Source organism: Maribacter sp. 4U21 (assembly GCF_002742365.1).
Lineage (GTDB): Bacteria > Bacteroidota > Bacteroidia > Flavobacteriales > Flavobacteriaceae > Maribacter.
This window is the reverse complement of sequence record NZ_MDGN01000058.1, coordinates 125,324-144,269: the sequence shown is the minus strand read 5'-3', so window position 1 is coordinate 144,269 and position 18,946 is coordinate 125,324. Positions and strand designations below refer to the sequence as shown.

Here is an 18,946-nt window from a genome sequence, read left to right as displayed (position 1 = left end):
ATATGCTCGGCCTTAGACTACCTACGGACCCAAGATGGGTGAATATTGTTGAAAAAAATATTGATGAAATACTTACGGACCATGCATATTGTGAGCAAAAAGCTGCTAGTACCGCAATTTCCTTGATTGTTTCTTTCCCTGAGTATACAGAACTTATTGAAGAAATGATCGCTTTATCGCGAGAGGAAATGGGCCATTTTAAAATGGTACATGATAGAATCATTGCACGGGGAAAAACATTGGGAAGAGACCGCAAGGACGAATATGTGCTACAACTGGTTAAATTTTTCCCTAAAGGTGGTAGTAGAACCACACAACTGGTACATAGACTGCTTTATGCCGCACTTATTGAAGCAAGAAGTTGTGAGCGTTTTAGACTTTTGTCAGAGCAACTAGAAGATAAAGAATTGGCTGAATTTTATTATAAATTAATGGTGAGTGAAGCTTCTCATTACACCATGTTCTTGAAATTTGCACGTAAGTACGGCGAATTGGAAACCGTGAATAAAAAATGGCAGGACTTGCTTGATTACGAAGCGGAAATCATGAAAAATTTAAGCACTAAGGAAACTATTCACGGCTAAGCCTTATTTTCATTTTGACTATAATATAGGTTTTTGATAATCCCGTCCGATAGTCCAGTCTTGGGTACATGAATTTTTTTTGCACCACTCCACTTTGCTGCGGATAAAAATATTCGCGTTGCGGGTATGATAACATCTGCTCTATCGGGATTCAATCCCAATTCGGATACTCGGTCGTCATAACTTAAACTTTCCAAAAAGCGATACTGTGCGTTCAGCCAAATATAAGACAAAGGTTCTCCTTCCTTTCTACCGGACATCTTATGCAATTTATTTATATTTCCCCCAGAACCTATAATCGATAGCTTTGGTGCATCCTTGACATTTTCTTGAATCCATTCTTGCAACTTTAACCAAGTAGTTTCTTTTACTAAATCCTTTAATAACCTTACCGTACCTAACTTAAACGACTTGGACAACTTTATTTTTCCTTTTGTAAACAAAGTAAACTCAGTACTACCACCTCCAACATCTATGTACAAATAAGATTGGTCTTCCTTAATAATTTCCTTTAAATCTGTGGAAGCTATTATTGCCGCTTCTTGTTTGCCATCTATAACCTCTATCTGTATGCCCGATTTCTCACGAATAAGTTGAATAATCTCGTTACCGTTATTGGCTTCTCGCATTGCGGAAGTTGCGCATGCCCTATAATTTTGGACACCAGCAACATCCATTAAAAGCTTAAAGGCCCGCATGGTCTTTACCATACGGGCTACATTGTGTTCTGAAATTTCTCCTACGGTAAAAGAATCCTCACCCAAACGAACGGGCACCCTGATAAGTGCACTTTTACGGAACTGTGTTTTCCTTCCTTGCTCTTCTATTACGTTATGGGTCAACAGGCGTATGGCATTAGATCCAATATCGATAGCCGCAAACTTTTTTACTTTCAAGAGTTACTCGTTTAATTTCTCAACATAATAATCATATAGTGCAAACTGAGAACGTACCTTTTTCTTATTGTCCTTTCGGTATGCATTGTCCTGAGCTTCATTGAAAACCCTTGCTTTTACATTGTCGTTCCAAGAAATTTCAAAGGTATCTATCAGTTCCTGTTTAATATCCTCATCATAGATAGGACACCCAACCTCTACCCTATTCTCTAAGTTACGAGTCATAAAATCTGCTGATGAGATATAGACTTTAGTATCCCCATCATTACAGAAAATGAACATTCTCGGATGTTCCAGAAATTTATCGACCACGCTAATGGCCTCAATGTTTTCACTCATTCCTTTAACACCTGGAATTAAACAACAGATACCACGTACAATTAACTGTATTTTGACACCTGCATTACTTGCCTTGTACAATCTATCGATCATACTATACGAAGTAAAGCTGTTCATCTTAATTCTTATAAACGCCTCTTTGCCTTGGTTAGCATTTTCGATTTCCTGATCAATCAAACTCTTGAACACTTTTGTAGTATAGTGCGGCGATACGATCAGGTGCTTATATTTATTAATCTTATAGGTTGTTTCAAAAAAGTCGAAAACCTTGTTCAATTCCTTCAAAATGGGTTCATGGGCGGTAAACAATGTATAATCGGTATAAATTTTAGCCGTAGATTCGTTAAAATTACCAGTGCTAATAAAACCATAGCGTTTCATCTGCCCTTCTTCTTCCCGCTCAATTAAACATATCTTACTATGCACTTTAAGTCCAGGTACACCAAAAATTAGTTTAACCCCTTCCGCCTGCAGTTCTTCCGCGTAACGAATATTAGCATGCTCATCAAATCTGGCGCGTAACTCTATTTGTAGCGTAACCTGTTTTCCATTCTTCACCGCGTTGGACAAACATGCCGCTACCTGAGAATCATTTGCCAATCTGTACACCGTAATCTTAATGGTCTTGACCTTAGGATCCAATGCAGCTTCCCTTAGAAATTTGAGTACATAAGAAAAGGTATGATAGGGCGTATACTGCAAATAGTCCTTATCGGCTATTTTCTCCAGTAAGCTACCCTCCAAGCTTAAGCCCTTTACCGGTAATGGCGTGATTTTATCATATAACAAGTCTTGCCTACCTAAACTTGGAAAACTTAAGTAATCTCTCTTGTTATGGTACCTTCCTCCCGGGATAACGCTATCCGTATCCTCAACATTCATCTTTTCCTTTAAGAACTTCAGGGTATCCTTTCCTATTTTCTTGTCATACACAAACCGTACGGGGTCGCTGATTTTTCGATGCTCTACACTGGAGTATATCTTTTCGATAAAACTTTTGCTCAGGTCATTATCAATATCCAGTTCAGCGTCTCTGGTAATCTTGATCATGTGGGCTGAAATGGCACTATAATCGAACATCGTAAATATGCTATCCATACAAAAACGGATGACATCGTCTAGCATAATTACGTAATCCTTTGCTCCCTCTTTTGGTAGCACAACAAAGCGTTCGATTCCTTTGGGAATCTCTATTAAGGCAAACCTTTTTTCCACTTCACTGGAAGTTTCCCGTGTTCTATCATCTGGTTTAAGTAACATTCGTATGGCCAAATAAGCGGCAGTATCCTTGAGCGTTGGGAATTCAGCATAATCGCTTAATATAATGGTGGTTAGCTGCGGACTTACATTTTGAAGGAAATACTTTTTTACAAACTCTTGTTGCTGATTTGATAATTCTTTTTCCGTAATCAAGAAAACATTTTGCTCCTCTAATTCATTTTCGATATCCAGGATGATATCAATACTTTTTGCCTGTTGCTTTATGACGATTTTAGTGATTTCCTCCAGTAAATCTTTGGCAACCTCACCCCCTAAAACGCTTTTACCTTTTTTACCTGCCTCTACAATGCGTTTAACCGTTGCATAACGCACCTTAAAAAATTCATCTAGATTATTAGAAAAAATTCCTGCAAACCGTAAGCGTTCTATTAAGGGTACGTCCTTATCCGCACTCTCTTGCAGGACTCGTTCGTTAAATCTAAGCCAGCTAATTTCTCTATTGATATATTGGTTCTTGTTCTTCATCATTTCTTTAACTGCTTTGGAAAAATGGTTCGTATGGTTGTTCCTTTATAAATCGACCTCCAAGATTCTCCATTTAATTGTAGCTGAACAAATCCTGCGGTCGGTACGTTTTCAATATGTTGATGGCCCAATGAATTGGTAATGTGTGTAAAGGCGTGGTTATGACCAAATAGCAAAACTGTGCTTAAATCGTTTGGTAGTTTTTTTACAAAATCTAATACATAATTCCCAGAAAAATCATAGAGTTCAGGTACTACCTGAAATTTATTCAACGGAAATCTTATCTGTCGCAGACAGATCATTGCCGTGTGCAAAGCCCTGTTCGCCGGACTAGAAAATACGAAATCTATGTTCAACTCAAGGGTTTCCAACTGTTGACCGACACGTTTGCTGTCGTTAATTCCTCTCTGCAGCAACGCCCTTTCTTCATCATTCACATTTAGTTCCCAAGAGGATTTTCCATGGCGCATTAATAATAGATTCTTCATTTGCTTTATCCTTATGGCGCCAAGCGCTCTATTTTCCAATCAAAATCTTTTTGAAGCGTGTAACGTATTCTATCGTGTAATCTATTTGGTCTGCCCTGCCAAAATTCTATAGATACCGGCTTCACCATATAACCGCCCCAGTGGTCAGGTCTTTTAATTTCTTTTCCTTTGTATTCGGATTCCAAGGCCTCTAGTTTTTGTTCTAGAATATCCCTAGAGCTAATAACACTACTTTGATCAGATACTATGGCTCCCAACTTACTCCCATCCGGTCTAGATTCAAAGTACCCATCGGAGAGATTTGAAGCTATTTTTTCTGCGCTACCTTTTATGATTATCTGTCTTTCTAGATTGGGCCAAAAGAAAGACAGGCACAGCTTAGGGTTTGCATCTATGGCCTTTCCTTTTTCGCTTTTATAATTGGTATAGAAAATAAAACCCTCGTGATTATATTTTTTAAGTAATACTACCCTGTTCTTTGGAAAACCATCTAACCCTAAGGTAGAGACGGTCATAGCGTTGGGCTCATCTAACCCGTCTGCCTGTTCCACTTCATAAAACCAAGTTTGAAAAAGCTGCATGGGATTGTCGGGAATACTATCCTCCAACAATTCGCTCTTTTCGTATGATTTTCTATAACTACCTAAATCTTTCTGCATCTTTACACTTTAGAAGTAAGATACTCAAAGTTGCGGAAAAGAAGTGACAATTTAAAGTTGGAATTTTGCTTTTATCAAAATTTTAATGAAAGAAAAGTACTTTGGACTTAAAATTGAAAAGTCTTCCCGTCTTCTGCAAGTTCCACATAAGGAAATAGGGTTTGCGCCTCCTCTTTGAATAGAGAGATACTCTTATATCTTGTAGAATAGTGTCCTAAAATAAGTGTTTCTACCTCTGCCGATTTCGCAATGGTTGCCGCCTCCTTTGCCGTGGAGTGTTTTGTTTTAACTGCTAAGGCCGCTTCGGAATCTAAAAATGTAGCTTCATGATACAACACATCTACATTCTTTATAAGCGGAACAATGGTCGGCTTATAAACCGTATCACTGCAGAATGCATACGATTTAGGTTTCTGAGGGTCCGTAGAGATTTTTTCGTTGGGCACCACTTCTCCTGTACTGGAAACCGCATCCTTACCTAATTTAATATTCCTATAATATGCTTTATTTATACCGTATTTCTCTACTGCAGCAATATCCAATTTGCGCTCCCCCAACTTTTCCTTGAAAAGGTAACCGTTGGTATAAATTCGGTGCTCCAGTGGTATGGTCCTTACACTTACCTTCTCATCTTCATAGATTAATTCACTTTCTTTGGAAGTAAGTTCATGAAAGTACAAGTGATAGTTGGTCCAAGAATCTCCTAATTTTAATAAGAGTGTAATCGCTTCCTTTATACCTTTGGGACCGTAAACATGCATTTCTTTGTCCCTGCCCAAAAGGCGAAAAGTAGAAATGAGTCCGGGAAGACCAAAAAAGTGGTCTCCATGGAGATGCGAAATAAAAATGTGGTTAATTCTAGAAAATTTTATTTTGTGTTTGCGCAGTTGCACTTGGGTTCCTTCACCACAATCTATCAAGAACATATGGTTCTTAATTTCAAGAACTTGAGCCGTAGGATTCGTTAGTGCTCTTGGAGTAGCGGCGTAACAACCTAATATTGTTAATTTCACAGGCCCAACTCTCTTTCGATTTCTTCCATTTCAATAATATCCTTAGCCTCTTGGATGGTAGGGGTTACTATGATTTCTTCAGGAACATCATCATAAGACACCTTGTCCGTTACTATGACAAAGGATTTGCCATTTTGCTTATGCTTCTTAGAAAATTGTAGAAACTCTAGCACATCTCCCGTTGTAAGTTTCTCAAAAGAGAAAAGGTTCAAAACCAAATTATCATTCGCAACCTTTTTATATTCCCTTTCTAAGTTTTCCAAAAACGCGGCTATGGAAATCTTTTCCTGATAGACGATTGACGTATTCCCCTCTTTATCAAAAATCATAGGTCTATTGTTTTATTTTGGAAGCTAATAAATAGATTACCGCCATTCGTATAGCAACACCGTTCTCTACTTGGTTTAGTATTATGGATTGGTTAGAGTCCGCCACATCACTTGTAATTTCTACACCTCTGTTTATGGGGCCTGGGTGCATAATTACAATCTCTTTGTCCAAACTATCCAGAAGCTCTTTATTTACTCCAAATTGTTGAGTGTATTCCCTTGTGGTCGGGAAATAGCTAATATCTAAACGTTCGTTCTGTATGCGCAACATATTGGCAACATCGCACCATTCTAACGCCTTTCTCAAATTGGTCTCAACGCTTACACCGAGAGATTCTATATATTTGGGAAGCAGTGTTTTAGGACCGCACACTTTTACATTTGCACCTTGCAGTTTTAATGCGAAAATATTGGATAAGGCCACGCGAGAATGCAGAATATCCCCTACTATAACAACATTCTTGTTCGCCACATCGCCTAGTCTTTCCCTAATCGAATAAGAATCTAACAATGCCTGTGTAGGATGTTCATGAGCACCATCTCCTGCATTTATAATCGCGGCCTTTACGTGCTTCGAAAGGAAAATACCGGCTCCAGGATTCGGATGGCGCATTACCACCATATCCACTTTCATGGATAAAATATTATTGACCGTATCTATTAAGGTCTCTCCTTTTTTAACGGAAGACTGACTAGCCGAAAAATTCAACACATCGGCTGAAAGTCTCTTTTCTGCCAATTCAAACGATAGTTTTGTGCGTGTACTGTTTTCGAAAAAGATATTGGCAATTGTAATATCCCTAAGCGAGGGTACTTTTTTTATGGATCGGTTAATTACTTCCTTAAAATGGTCAGCAGTTTCAAAAATGAGTTGAATATCCGACTCATTCAAATATTTTATACCCAACAAGTGATTTACACTTAGTTCGCTCATCTTACCTATTCATCAAATAAATTACATCCTTACCGTCATTCTCCTTCCACATTACTTTTACTTTTTCATCATCTATAGCATCTACCTGTCTTCCCCTATAATTGGGCTGTATGGGCAAATGACGACTAAACCTCCTATCTATAAGGATTAGAAGTTCAACTTCAGACGGTCTGCCAAAAGATTGTAGCGCCGTAAGCGCGGCATTTATGCTTCTTCCCGTATAGAGCACATCATCGATTAAAACCACTTTTTTATCTTCAACTAGAAAATTGATTTTGGTTTTAGTGGCCTCAAGGGTCTTATCACCCCTTCTAAAATCGTCACGAAAGAAAGTCGTATCCAAAAAGCCAAGATTTATATGTTTTACCCCATATTCCTCTTTTAATATTTTACATAATCTATTGGCCACAAAAATACCCCTTGGCTGTATGCCAATGAGCGCTGTATTTTCAAAATCCAAATGGTTTTCAAGAAGTTGGCAAGCCAAACGATGAAGAATGATGTTTATTTCTTTTGAGGAAAGTAGTACTTTTTGACCCATAGATGACCGCAAAACTTTGCTAAATACAAAAATAGACAATTCTATCAAATAATCTTTGACCTTACCCTTAAAGAAAAAGCCTCAATGAATTCATTGAGGCTTTTGGTACTATTATAAAGATAAAATTACAGTGCTTTATTTCTTTTTCTTGGAATCAGCCTCCATCTTATCTTTTAACGCTTGTAATGCATCATTAGCATCTCCTAATGTAGGTTTAGCCTCATCTGCAGCAGCAGTTTGTCTCTTAACGGCCGCTTTTACATTACGTTTCTCTTCCTCTCTGAAGATTGCTGTATGACTAGCAACAACTCGCTTGAAGTCTTTATTGAATTCAATAATCTTAAATTCAGCTTCCTCTCCCTTGCCAAGTTTCTTACCATCTTCTTTTTCTAAATGACGTTGTGGTACAAATGCCGTAATATCATCATTGAACTCAATTGTAGCTCCCTTATCAACAATTTCAGTAATTGCTGCCTTGTGAACCGTATCTAAAGCGAATTCAGTTTCGTATTTGTCCCAAGGATTCTCGGTCGTCTGCTTATGACCAAGACTTAACTTGCGTCCTTCTACATCTAACTCCAACACTTCAACTTCCAAGGTGTCACCAACATTGGTAAATTCTGATGGATGTTTGATTTTCTTGGTCCAAGAAAGGTCGGATATGTAAATTAAACCATCTATTCCTTCTTCTAATTCTACGAACACTCCAAAGTTGGTAAAGTTTCTAACGATACCCTTGTGTTTAGAACCTACAGGATATTTAGTCGTGATATCTGTCCATGGGTCTGGCGTCAATTGTTTGATACCTAAGGACATCTTACGATCTTCACGATCTAAAGTAAGTACTACAGCTTCTACCTCATCACCTACTTTTACAAAGTCCTGTGCGGAACGTAAATGTGTAGACCATGACATTTCAGAAACGTGTATTAATCCTTCAACACCTTCAACAACTTCAATAAACGCACCGTAATCCGCTATTACAACTACTTTACCTTTTACTTTGTCACCAATCTTGATTTCATCACTTAAAGCTTCCCAAGGATGCTTCTCTAATTGCTTAAGACCTAATTGAATTCTAGATTTGTTTTCATCAAAATCAAGAATTACAACGTTTAATTTCTGATCTAGCTCAACAACCTCGTTCGGGTGATTGATCCTACTCCAAGAAAGGTCCGTTATGTGTACAAGACCATCAACACCACCTAAATCGATAAAGACACCGTAAGACGTGATATTCTTAACAACACCCTCCAATACTTGTCCTTTTTCTAACTGGCTAATGATTTCTTTCTTCTGCTCTTCAATATCCGCCTCAATAAGGGCTTTATGAGAAACAACAACGTTTTTAAATTCATGGTTAATTTTAACCACCTTGAATTCCATTGTTTTATTTACGTACTGGTCGTAATCACGGATAGGCTTAACGTCAATCTGAGAACCTGGCAAGAATGCCTCGATTCCAAAAACATCGACTATCATACCTCCTTTAGTTCTACACTTTACAAAACCACTAACGATTTCTTCTTTGTCATGTGCCGCATTAACACGGTCCCAAGCCATAATCGTACGCGCTTTTCTATGGGATAATACCAATTGACCGCTTTTATCTTCACGGATATCAATAAGTACCTCTACCTTATCACCTACTTTTAAATCTGGATTGTAACGAAACTCATTTAAAGATATTACACCTTCTGATTTGGCATTGATATCAATAATAGCTTCTCTGTCCGTGATGTAAACAACGGTTCCTGTAACTACCTCCTCATCGGCGGTATCTACAAAATTCTCTGCCACTAATTCTTCGAATTCCTTCAATTTAGAATCTTCAACACGCTCAATTCCTTGCTCGTATTTTTCCCAATTAAAATTTTCTAAAAATTCTTGAGGATCTTGTTTTGGTGTCTCCACCGCTTTTTCTTGTGCAACTTCAGCAGTTTCTACTACCTCAGCTTGTGTTTTTTCTTCAGCCATTTGCTGATTATTAATTTGTATCCTGTATCGTTTTTAAGAGCTAAACAACAAATACAGAAGTTGTTATATAAATTTTTGTTTTCCCTTTTCCGCTCTTCGTAACGTTGTAAAAAAGGTTTGCGAAAATACAATTAAAAAAGGTTTATACAAAGAATAGTTTCCACAGATAAAGAATTATTTCAGGATTTACTTTTTTTTAAGTTTAAAGTCTCTAAATATTGTTATCTTACCACGAGTTTTTTTAACCATTAAAAATAAACAACATGAGTGTTAAAGCTAAATATCAAGGTGTTCTAGACCTTGGCGAACAACTAGGAATTAAAGATGGAAATGTAACCGAAGAAGGTGGTGTCCTAAAAATAAAAGGAGAGGCGAATACGCCTTACGAAAAGGATTTATTATGGGATAAAATAAAAGCTATCGGTGGCGAAAGTGCTTCTGACATCAAAGCAAATATTTCTGTTGGCGATAGTTCTGTATATCACAGACATACCGTTGCCAGTGGAGAATCTCTAAGTAAAATTGCAAAGCATTATTATGGTGATGCAATGAAGTATAAGCAAATATTCGAGGCTAATACAAATATCCTAAAGAATCCGGATGTGATTCATCCTGATCAAGTTTTGGTTATTCCAAATCCATAGTTGGGCGTTAGACAAGAATTAAAAAATGCCGATAAAATATCATCGGCATTTTTTGTTTGTATTAATGAGTTTTCAAACAGCCTTGGATGAATACATCAGACTTACCTATCTATAACATGTAAAGCATGATTGTGTAACCTTTCAAACTGCTCTTTTAGACCCATATCACTATTATCGAATTCCACGGCATCATCAGCTTTTTTCAAAGGAGAAATTTCACGATGAGAGTCAATATAGTCACGCTTCTGAACATTCTCTAAAATATCTTCATAAACTACATTATCTCCCCTCTCCAATAGTTCTTTATATCTTCTATACGCCCTTTTTTCGGGAGATGCAGTCATGAAAATTTTAAGTTCGGCATTAGGAAAAACCACGGTACCTATATCCCTACCGTCCATTACAACACCTTTTTCCTTACCCATTTCTTTTTGTAGCTCTACCAACTTGGCTCTAACCTCTTCTATTTCTGCGACTTGGCTAACGTTCCTAGACACTTCCAAGGTGCGTATATCCTTTTCTACATTCTTACCATTCAGAAACATTTCTGCGAAACCAAGTTCTTCGTTATAGGAAAATTTTAAACCAATGTCCTCTAATGACCTTACTAATCCATCAAAATCGCTTTTACCAGAACCTATGAACCCTTTTTGCATTGCAAATAATGTAACCGCCCTATACATAGCACCTGTATCTACGTAGACGTAGCTCAGTGCTTTTGCTAATTGTTTGGCTAGAGTACTTTTCCCTGTAGAAGAAAATCCGTCTATGGCTATGGTAATTTTTTTCATCTAAGCTGAATAATAACTTTAAGTTCACTAAAATAGTTAGAATTAGTGCTCATGCATAACCTTAGGGGCGACTATTTATTACGATAAGGACTTAGCGTTTTTAACTTTAGTATTCGTTATGGCTATAGCTATCACTTCATGCATCTCTTTTACATAATGGAACGTGAGGCCCTTTAGGTAGGATTCTTTAATTTCCTTTATATCTCGTTCGTTGTCCGCACAAAGAATTATTTCCTTAATTTTAGCACGTTTGGCCGCTAGTATCTTTTCTTTTATACCACCAACGGGCAACACTTTACCCCTTAAAGTAATTTCACCCGTCATCGCTAAACTTTTCTTTACTCTTTTTTGTGTAAATAAAGACACTAGCGAGGTAAGCATGGTAATACCAGCGCTTGGACCATCTTTTGGGGTTGCCCCTTCCGGCACGTGTATGTGCACGTTATAGTTTCCAAATACCGAACTGTCAATTCCAAACCGTTCTGCGTTAGACTTGATATATTCCATGGCTATGGTAGCCGATTCCTTCATTACCTTGCCTAAGTTACCTGTGATGTTCAAGGTGCCTTTTCCTTTCGATAAAATGGATTCTATAAATAGTATATCTCCACCCACACTGGTCCATGCAAGACCAGTAACAACGCCCGCTACTTCATTGTTCTCATATTTTCCGCGTTCCATTTTGGGCGCGCCAAGCACATCAATAATGTCTTCATTGCTGATCTTTACATTATAAGATTCTTCAATTGCAATGGACTTGGCCGCATAACGCACCATCTTAGCGATTTGTTTTTCCAAAGAACGCACGCCAGATTCACGGGTATACCCCTCAACGATTTTTTCTAATTGTGGCTTTGCAATTTTCAAATGTGTCGCGTCCAAACCATGTTCCGCTAATTGTTTAGGGAGCAAATGCTTTTTTGCAATCTCCACCTTCTCCTCTATGGTGTAACCAGTGACGTTTATAATTTCCATACGATCGCGTAAGGCTGGCTGAATTGTTCCAAGGCTATTTGCCGTAGCTATGAACATGACTTTAGAAAGGTCATATCCCATCTCAAGGAAATTATCATAAAACTCGCTATTCTGCTCAGGATCCAATACCTCTAGCATCGCGGATGATGGATCGCCCTGATGACTATTGGAAAGTTTGTCTATTTCATCTAAAATAAAAACCGGGTTAGAAGTCCCCGCCTTTTTAAGGCTCTGTACAATTCTACCGGGCATTGCACCTATGTACGTTTTTCTATGACCTCTTATTTCAGCTTCATCCCGTAATCCCCCCAAGGAGATACGCACGTATTCCCTCCCTAAAGCCTCAGCTACCGATTTTCCCAAGGATGTTTTACCCACACCTGGAGGTCCGTACAAACATAGAATTGGGGATTTCATATCGTTACGAAGCTTCAGAACCGCCAAATACTCAATAATTCGTTTTTTAACATCTTCCAAACCGTAATGGTCCCTATCTAAAATACGCTCCGCACGCTTCAGATCAAATTTATCCTTTGAGAATTCGTTCCAGGGCAAATCTAGAAAAAGGTCCAGATAATTACGCTGTATGGAATATTCTGCCACTTGGGGGTTCATACGCTGCATTTTTGCCAATTCCTTAGTAAAATGTTCCTTTACCTTTTTACCCCACTTTTTCTTTTTGGCCTTATTACGCATCTCATCAATCTCCTCATCATAAGAAACTCCACCCAATTCTTCTTGAATGGTCTTCATTTGTTGATGTAGAAAATAATCGCGTTGTTGTTTATCTAGATCACTTCTCACTTTAGACTGAATATCATTTTTCAATTCTAATTTTTGAAGTTCTACATTCATATACTTTAATGTAGCAAGGGCTCTCTCCTTTAGGTCACCGATTTCCAACAATTCCTGTTTGGCTTGGACTTCCAAATTTAAATTGGACGAAACAAAGTTGATTAAGAAAGAATCGCTTTGAATGTTCTTTATAGCAAAGGAAGCCTCGCTCGGAATATTGGGATTGTCGCGTATTATCTTTAATGCTAAATCTTTTATTGATTCTATAATAGCAGAAAACTCTTTACTGTTTTTTTCAGGTCTGGTTTCCTGAGTTTCTCTGACGGTAGCGGTCAAATAGGGCTTTTTGGTAAGTACCTCGGCTACCTCGAACCTTTTCTTTCCTTGAATGATTACCGTGGTATTTCCGTCCGGCATTTGAAGCACTCTTAAGATACGGGCAACGGTTCCCAGTGTATTAATATCCTTTACATCGGGATTCTCAGTTTCCTCGTCTTTTTGCGAAACTACACCAATTACCTTTGAGCCGTTATTGGCATCTTTAATCAGGCGAATAGATTTATCTCTCCCGGCAGTTATAGGAATTACCACCCCGGGGAACAATACCGTGTTACGCAATGGCAGAATAGGCAGGGTTTCGGGCAGTTGCTCACTATTCATCTGCTCCTCATCCTCCGCCGTCAAAAGCGGTATTAACTCAGAATCCTCATCGATTCCCTGCAAGGACATATTGTCAAAATTTGAAAATTTAGAATCTCCCATACCTATATATCGGTCATTCTGTCATTAAAATGACGATGACATCTTTTTTAAATCTTTATGAATATTGCGGAACAACTATTAATACTTAGTCGTCCGCGTCTTTAGCTATATTTTTCAAACCAATAATTCAATTCTTATGCCAAGCTTAAAAATAGGTAAGGCAAACAAGAAAATGGTTATTTAAAAAATAATTTTAGCGCTACTGTAACAATCTGTAAATTGTTTCATCTCTATAACAAACCAATCACTTTTTGAGCCAAAAAAAAGTACATATTGATGCATTACTGCAATCGTGCATGCTAGGAAAACAAAGTGCACAGCTAGAAGTTTACAACAGGTACTACAAAGCCATGTACAACACGGCCGTACGAATTGTAAAAGACAGCGCGGAGGCGGAGGATATTATGCAAGAATCGTTTCTTAATGCGTTTACGAAACTGCATACTTTCAAAGGTGAAGTAGCCTTTGGTGCCTGGCTAAAGCGAATTGTAGTAAACAACAGTATTTATCATTACAAAAAGCAACGGAAGAAAAATGAAGTTGCATTAGATGATTTAATGTACAAGGTCGAAGATAATGACGGAATTGCTTCAGATCATGTGTTTACGGAACAAAAGGCTCAAAAAGTGATGGAAACCATGAAAAGTTTGAAAGATAATTACAGAATTTCTTTGACCTTACATTTAATAGAAGGTTACGACTATGAAGAAATTTGTACCATTATGAACTTGAGTTATGCAAATTGCAGAACAACAATTTCCAGGGCTAAGGAAAGCCTTAGAAAACAACTTTTAATTGCGAACTAATGGAAAAAGATTATAGAGACGAATTCTTGAAAAATATTACGGGTTCTTTCGATTTTGAAGAGCCGGATAACGGGCACGAACAGCGTTTTCTAGCCAAACTAAATAAAGCCCAAGGAACTGCTAGTATTAGCCAAAAGAAAACATTTTGGTGGAAACCCTTATCCATAGCGGCTTCTATTGTCTTGGCCTTTGGTATTTTTTACGGTATTAACAACACCGAACCGAGTGTTGACGAACGTGTCGCAAAGATTTCACCGGAAGTTTCCAACGTTCAATTTCATTTTGCAAGTCTTATTCAAGAGCAGGTAAAAGCATTGGAAGCAGAAAGTTCACCGGAGACTCAGAAAATCGTGGCAGATACCATGGACCAACTTAAGAGTTTGGAAATGGATTACAACAAATTAGAAGGAGAATTATTAAAGGGAGGAAATAGCAAACTAATTCTAAGCGCTATGATTACCAATTTTCAGATCAGGATCGATCTATTAAATGATGTCCTTAACCAAATTGAAACAATTAAAAATTTAAAAAACTATAATGATGAAAACTTTACTGTTTAAATACCTTACCATTTTAATACTGGCAAGTCCCGGATTGATCCTTGCCAATGATGGTAAGCCCAGAGGAAAACACACCAAGGAAAAAACCATTAAAAAAGAGTTTAGTGTAAACGCAGACGCGTTACTAAAAGTGAACAATAATTACGGGAACCTCAATATTACTTCCTGGAACGAAAATAGAGTGGTTATTGAAGTTCACATTAAGACCAATGGTAATAATGAAGAGAAAGTACAACAGAAGTTAAATGAAATTTCAGTTGATTTTGAAGCGAGCAAAAGTGTTGTGTACGCTAGAACTACCTATGGAGAAAAGAAAAATAATTGGAGTTGGAATTGGGGTAAGAACAACAATGTAAATATGCAAATCAATTACACCATAAAAGTACCGATAAAGAACAGTGTTAACCTAGACAATGATTATGGCAATATCATCCTTGATCGTGTAGATGGTCATGCGAAGATCAATTGCGACTATGGTAGAATAGAAATAGGCGAATTAAGAGGTAGAAACAATCAACTTAATTTTGACTATACTTCAAAATCCACAATCGGTTTTATCAATAGTGGAGAAATAAGAGCGGATTATTCAGGTTTTACCATAGGAAAAGCGGGGAATTTAAAAGTGAACGCAGACTATACCAATGCCAGTATCGACGAAATGGAAAATCTAGACTATACCAGCGATTACGGTAGTATTGAAGTAGGTGAAGCCAACAATGTGCTCGGAAATGGTGATTATATTACGGTTAAACTAGGGAAAATACATGGCAACGTCGATATTACCTCGGATTATGGCTCCATTAGGATTAATGAATTGGCCCAAGATGCAGGAAATGTCTCCATAAAATCAGACTATACCGGTATTAAAATAGGTTATCATTCAGCGTATCACTTCAATTTTGATATCACCACTAGATATGCCGGTGTTAGCGGTAAGGAGGATTTTGACATCAATATCAGTACGGAAAAATCCTCTTTAAAACATTACGAAGGTTTTTATGGAAGCAAGGATAGCGGAAATATGATTACCTTGAACAGTGAATACGGAGGCATAAGTTTTACAAAAAAATAACAATCAAAAAACAATTAAAATCAACACAAAATGAAAAATTTAACAACACTGGCAGTAGTATTAGCATTAACGGTTTCCTGTTCCGCGCAATGGGGCAAAAAAGTAAAAGGAAATGGAAACACGGTAACCATAGACCGCTCAACGGGCGACTATGACGCCATAGCGGTCTCAGGATGGTTTGATGTGGATTTGGTAGAAGGTGAGGAAGGGAAATTAACTATTGAAGGAGAATCTAATCTCTTAGAGTACATTGTAACCGAAGTGAAAAACGGGAAATTGGTTCTTAAGACGGAAAAGGGTGTTAACCTAAAACCTTCTAATTGGAACAGTGGAATAAGAATTACCGTTCCTGTTGAGCAAGTAAGTTCCATAGCGCTCTCAGGTTCTGGTGATATCGTTGGTAAAAAGACCATCAAAACGGACCGTTTAAGTACGGCTATGTCCGGTTCTGGGGATATTACCTTGGATGTAGAGGCTAAATCTGTAGACGCGAGCATGTCCGGTTCAGGTGATATTACTTTCAGCGGAAGAACTTCTGATTTTGAAGCTACTATTTCTGGAAGTGGTGATATCAAGGCATTTGAACTTGAGGCGGATAATGTGAATGCCACTGTCTCAGGTTCCGCGGATATTAAGGTAACTGCCAATAAATTGCTCAAAGCGAGAGTTTCCGGGTCTGGGGATATTACCTATAAGGGAAATCCAGAAAAATTAGACACTAAAACCTCAGGATCAGGAGATATTTCAAAAGGATAACATCAAAAACACGAACAATCAACAACTGGGAAAGCCTCTTTTTTAAGGGGCTTTTTTATTTGTCCTTTACCCGAGTGAGCAATAACATACCAATAAGAAAAAATAAGCCCAAAAAGATAATGGCATTTCTCATGCTCCCCGTAAATTGCGCTACAAAACCATATAAGAAAGTTCCTATAATGATTCCTATTTTCTCCGCAACGTCATAAAAACTGAAGAAAGAGGTAGTGTCCGTGGTTTCGGGCAAAAACTTGGAATATGTAGATCTCGATAATGCTTGAATACCACCCATAACGATACCTACACATCCAGCAGCAATATAAAAATCCATGGGTGTTATTACAAAATAGGCGTAGATACAAATAACCACCCATAATGCATTTACTACAATAAGTGTTTTGATGTTACCAAAATTCTTGGACGCCCATGCAGTCACCGTGGCTCCTAAAATAGCCACAATCTGAATAACCAAAATACTTACAATAAGTCCTGTAGTTCTTTCGCTATCCGTACCCCAGGCTATTTCCTCCTCCCCAAAGTAGGTAGCGATCAACATCACGGTCTGCACCGCCATACTGTAAACAAAAATAGCGACCAAATATCTTTTTAGCTTTATCTGCTCACCCAATTGACGCCAGACATCCCTAAGCTCCTTAAATCCGTTTAAGATAACATTGGTACGCTCTCCTTCTTTTCTATAACCTTTAGGTAGGTGATAAAAGGAGTATTGGGCAAAGATGATCCACCAAATACCGACGGATACAAAGGAGTACTTCATTGCTTTCACTTCGGCGATACCACCTTCATCAGACACAATATTGAAAAAATCGGGTTTCATAACCATGGCAAGGTTAAACAAAAGCAAGATGACGCTACCTATGTAACCCATGGAAAACCCTTTTGCGCTTATCCTGTCTTGTTGTTCTGGAAAGGCTACATCTGGCAGATACGAATTATTTATAGCGAAGCTGACCCAAAAACCAACCAGTCCAAAGAAGTAGCAAAGAAGACCTACATAAATATTTTCTAAGGAAAACCAGTAAAGTCCAATACAGGATACGCCTCCGAGATAACAGAAAAATTTCATGAACACCTTCTTATTACCTAGATAATCGGCAACACCTGAAATTAAAGGGGTAATGATCGCTATAAAAACAAAGGCGGCAGAAGTAACATAACTTATTAAAGGAGCTCTGGCAATCTCTCCTCCAAAAACAACCACTTTTTCTATTTCTGCCACTCGAAATAGGGCTCCGTAAAAAATGGGGAAGATAGCAGAGGCAATTACAAGACTATATACCGAGTTCGCCCAATCATAAAAAGCCCAAGCGTTCAATAATTTTTTACTCCCTTTAATCGCTAAAGTTCTGGTCATACTAAAAAATAAAAGCCGCTCTCATGTTAAGAGCGGCTTCAATATACAATAAAACTCGTATTGGACTTTATTTAAATTCCGTCACGCCAAATTTGGCAGCTTCGGCCGCGGCTTCCGGAGCCCAAACCGTGAGGTTATTAATCCTAGTGTCGTTAGAAGGGTGTGTGCTCATAAATTCTGGCGGGGCTTGTCCACCACTATTGGCTTTCATACGTTTCCAAAGCTCAGCAGCCTCATAAGGGTCATAACCGGCAATGGCCATAATCTGTAGACCAATACGGTCCGCCTCTGTTTCATGACCTCTACTAAAAGGTAGCATAACACCGACCTGAGAACCGACCCCATAGGCCTGATTAAATATGTTTCTAGTCTTTGGGTCTTTGATAGCAATATTACCGGCAACTGCACCAAGCTGTTGCATCATCCCAGCACTCATACGTTGTGCTCCATGATCCGCCAAAGCGTGGGCAACTTCATGACCCATAACCACGGCTACGCCCGTTTCTGTCTGTGTTATAGGAAGAATACCTGTATAAAAAACAATTTTACCACCTGGCATACACCAAGCATTGACAGCATCGTCCTGTACCAGGTTATATTCCCATTTGTAATCGCTTAGGTAACCAGGATATCCATTTGCGGCCAACCATCTTTCCGCCGCAGCGGAAATGCGTTGTCCTGTCCTTGTAATCATGTTCGCCTCTTTGGTACCGGTTATGACTTTGTTTTCTCCCAAAAACTGGTCATACTGAGCAAAAGCCATTGGAAAAATCTGACTATTAGGATAAAAATTCAAGGTTTTCTGTCCGGTAAAAGGATTTACCTTACATCCCGAAACGCCTATAAAAAGGGTGATTATTAAAATTATTTTTTTCATATCATGTGTGTTTAGTATCGGACAAAA

Annotated in this window: 19 protein-coding genes; 6 read left to right on the top strand and 13 right to left on the bottom strand. The window is 38.2% G+C overall.

Annotation, left to right across the window (positions count from 1 at the left end; all coding sequences use genetic code 11):
- The first annotated feature begins 2 nt into the window (after positions 1-2).
- A complete protein-coding gene (locus BFP77_RS12950; RefSeq protein ID WP_099574449.1) occupies positions 3-584 on the top strand; it encodes a tRNA-(ms[2]io[6]A)-hydroxylase in 582 nt (193 codons plus the stop codon).
- Here BFP77_RS12950 and BFP77_RS12945 read toward each other — a convergent pair.
- The 9 genes from BFP77_RS12945 to rpsA all read right to left on the bottom strand — a co-directional run bounded on the left by BFP77_RS12945 (position 581) and on the right by rpsA (position 9,506).
- Positions 581-1,480, bottom strand: coding sequence for a Ppx/GppA phosphatase family protein (locus BFP77_RS12945; protein ID WP_099574448.1), 900 nt, complete (start codon positions 1,478-1,480; stop codon positions 581-583). The genes BFP77_RS12950 and BFP77_RS12945 overlap by 4 nt on opposite strands.
- A 3-nt stretch (positions 1,481-1,483) precedes the next feature.
- On the bottom strand, positions 1,484-3,568 hold the full coding sequence (gene ppk1 / locus BFP77_RS12940; protein WP_099574447.1) for a polyphosphate kinase 1: 2,085 nt from the start codon (positions 3,566-3,568) through the stop codon (positions 1,484-1,486).
- Positions 3,565-4,092, bottom strand: coding sequence for a SixA phosphatase family protein (locus BFP77_RS12935; protein WP_306475427.1), 528 nt, complete (start codon positions 4,090-4,092; stop codon positions 3,565-3,567). Before BFP77_RS12935 ends, ppk1 begins: the two co-directional genes overlap by 4 nt.
- Positions 4,065-4,712 (bottom strand): pyridoxamine 5'-phosphate oxidase, encoded by a 648-nt coding sequence (gene pdxH, locus BFP77_RS12930; RefSeq protein WP_099574446.1) that lies wholly within the window; start codon positions 4,710-4,712, stop codon positions 4,065-4,067. Before pdxH ends, BFP77_RS12935 begins: the two co-directional genes overlap by 28 nt.
- Positions 4,713-4,819: 107 nt before the next feature.
- Positions 4,820-5,725 carry a ribonuclease Z gene (locus BFP77_RS12925; RefSeq protein WP_099574445.1) on the bottom strand — a complete coding sequence of 302 codons (906 nt, stop codon included), beginning with the start codon at positions 5,723-5,725 and terminating at the stop codon, positions 4,820-4,822.
- Positions 5,722-6,054, bottom strand: coding sequence for a ribonuclease Z (locus BFP77_RS12920; protein WP_099574444.1), 333 nt, complete (start codon positions 6,052-6,054; stop codon positions 5,722-5,724). Before BFP77_RS12920 ends, BFP77_RS12925 begins: the two co-directional genes overlap by 4 nt.
- A 4-nt stretch (positions 6,055-6,058) precedes the next feature.
- The gene (locus BFP77_RS12915) at positions 6,059-6,988 is read right to left on the bottom strand and encodes an aspartate carbamoyltransferase catalytic subunit (RefSeq protein ID WP_099574443.1); all 930 of its coding nucleotides are present in this window, start codon (positions 6,986-6,988) and stop codon (positions 6,059-6,061) included.
- A gap of 1 nt (position 6,989) precedes the next feature.
- The gene (gene pyrR / locus BFP77_RS12910; protein ID WP_099574442.1) at positions 6,990-7,529 is read right to left on the bottom strand and encodes a bifunctional pyr operon transcriptional regulator/uracil phosphoribosyltransferase PyrR; all 540 of its coding nucleotides are present in this window, start codon (positions 7,527-7,529) and stop codon (positions 6,990-6,992) included.
- Between the two features lie 135 nt (positions 7,530-7,664).
- Entirely contained in the window at positions 7,665-9,506 is a 1,842-nt protein-coding gene (gene rpsA / locus BFP77_RS12905; RefSeq protein ID WP_099574441.1) for a 30S ribosomal protein S1, read from the bottom strand.
- A gap of 263 nt (positions 9,507-9,769) precedes the next feature.
- On the opposite strand from rpsA, the gene BFP77_RS12900 reads away from it, so the two are divergent.
- On the top strand, positions 9,770-10,150 hold the full coding sequence (locus BFP77_RS12900) for a LysM peptidoglycan-binding domain-containing protein (protein WP_099574440.1): 381 nt from the start codon (positions 9,770-9,772) through the stop codon (positions 10,148-10,150).
- A 101-nt stretch (positions 10,151-10,251) separates the two neighbouring features.
- On the opposite strand, the gene cmk is transcribed toward BFP77_RS12900, so the two are convergent.
- Together cmk and lon are read right to left on the bottom strand one after the other, a co-directional pair.
- Positions 10,252-10,941, bottom strand: coding sequence for a (d)CMP kinase (gene cmk / locus BFP77_RS12895; RefSeq protein WP_099574439.1), 690 nt, complete (start codon positions 10,939-10,941; stop codon positions 10,252-10,254).
- Positions 10,942-11,019: 78 nt separating this feature from the next.
- Positions 11,020-13,473, bottom strand: coding sequence for an endopeptidase La (lon, locus tag BFP77_RS12890; protein ID WP_099574438.1), 2,454 nt, complete (start codon positions 13,471-13,473; stop codon positions 11,020-11,022).
- 251 nt (positions 13,474-13,724) lie between these two features.
- Between lon and BFP77_RS12885 the strand changes: the two genes are divergently transcribed.
- The 4 genes from BFP77_RS12885 to BFP77_RS12870 are packed head-to-tail and all read left to right on the top strand — an operon-like array spanning position 13,725 to position 16,667.
- Positions 13,725-14,279, top strand: a complete 555-nt coding sequence (locus BFP77_RS12885; RefSeq protein WP_099574437.1) for an RNA polymerase sigma factor — start codon at positions 13,725-13,727, stop codon at positions 14,277-14,279.
- Complete coding sequence (locus BFP77_RS12880; RefSeq protein WP_099574436.1) at positions 14,279-14,839, top strand: hypothetical protein; 561 nt, start codon at positions 14,279-14,281, stop codon at positions 14,837-14,839. The genes BFP77_RS12885 and BFP77_RS12880 overlap by 1 nt, the downstream gene beginning before the upstream one ends.
- On the top strand, positions 14,820-15,911 hold the full coding sequence (locus BFP77_RS12875) for a hypothetical protein (protein WP_099574435.1): 1,092 nt from the start codon (positions 14,820-14,822) through the stop codon (positions 15,909-15,911). Before BFP77_RS12880 ends, BFP77_RS12875 begins: the two co-directional genes overlap by 20 nt.
- A 30-nt stretch (positions 15,912-15,941) precedes the next feature.
- A complete protein-coding gene (locus BFP77_RS12870) occupies positions 15,942-16,667 on the top strand; it encodes a head GIN domain-containing protein (RefSeq protein ID WP_099574434.1) in 726 nt (241 codons plus the stop codon).
- 55 nt (positions 16,668-16,722) lie between these two features.
- On the opposite strand, the gene BFP77_RS12865 is transcribed toward BFP77_RS12870, so the two are convergent.
- Together BFP77_RS12865 and BFP77_RS12860 are read right to left on the bottom strand one after the other, a co-directional pair.
- Positions 16,723-18,042 carry an MFS transporter gene (locus BFP77_RS12865; RefSeq protein ID WP_099574433.1) on the bottom strand — a complete coding sequence of 440 codons (1,320 nt, stop codon included), beginning with the start codon at positions 18,040-18,042 and terminating at the stop codon, positions 16,723-16,725.
- Between the two features lie 67 nt (positions 18,043-18,109).
- Positions 18,110-18,919 (bottom strand): M48 family metallopeptidase, encoded by an 810-nt coding sequence (locus BFP77_RS12860; RefSeq protein WP_099574432.1) that lies wholly within the window; start codon positions 18,917-18,919, stop codon positions 18,110-18,112.
- Between the last annotated feature and the right edge of the window lie 27 nt (positions 18,920-18,946).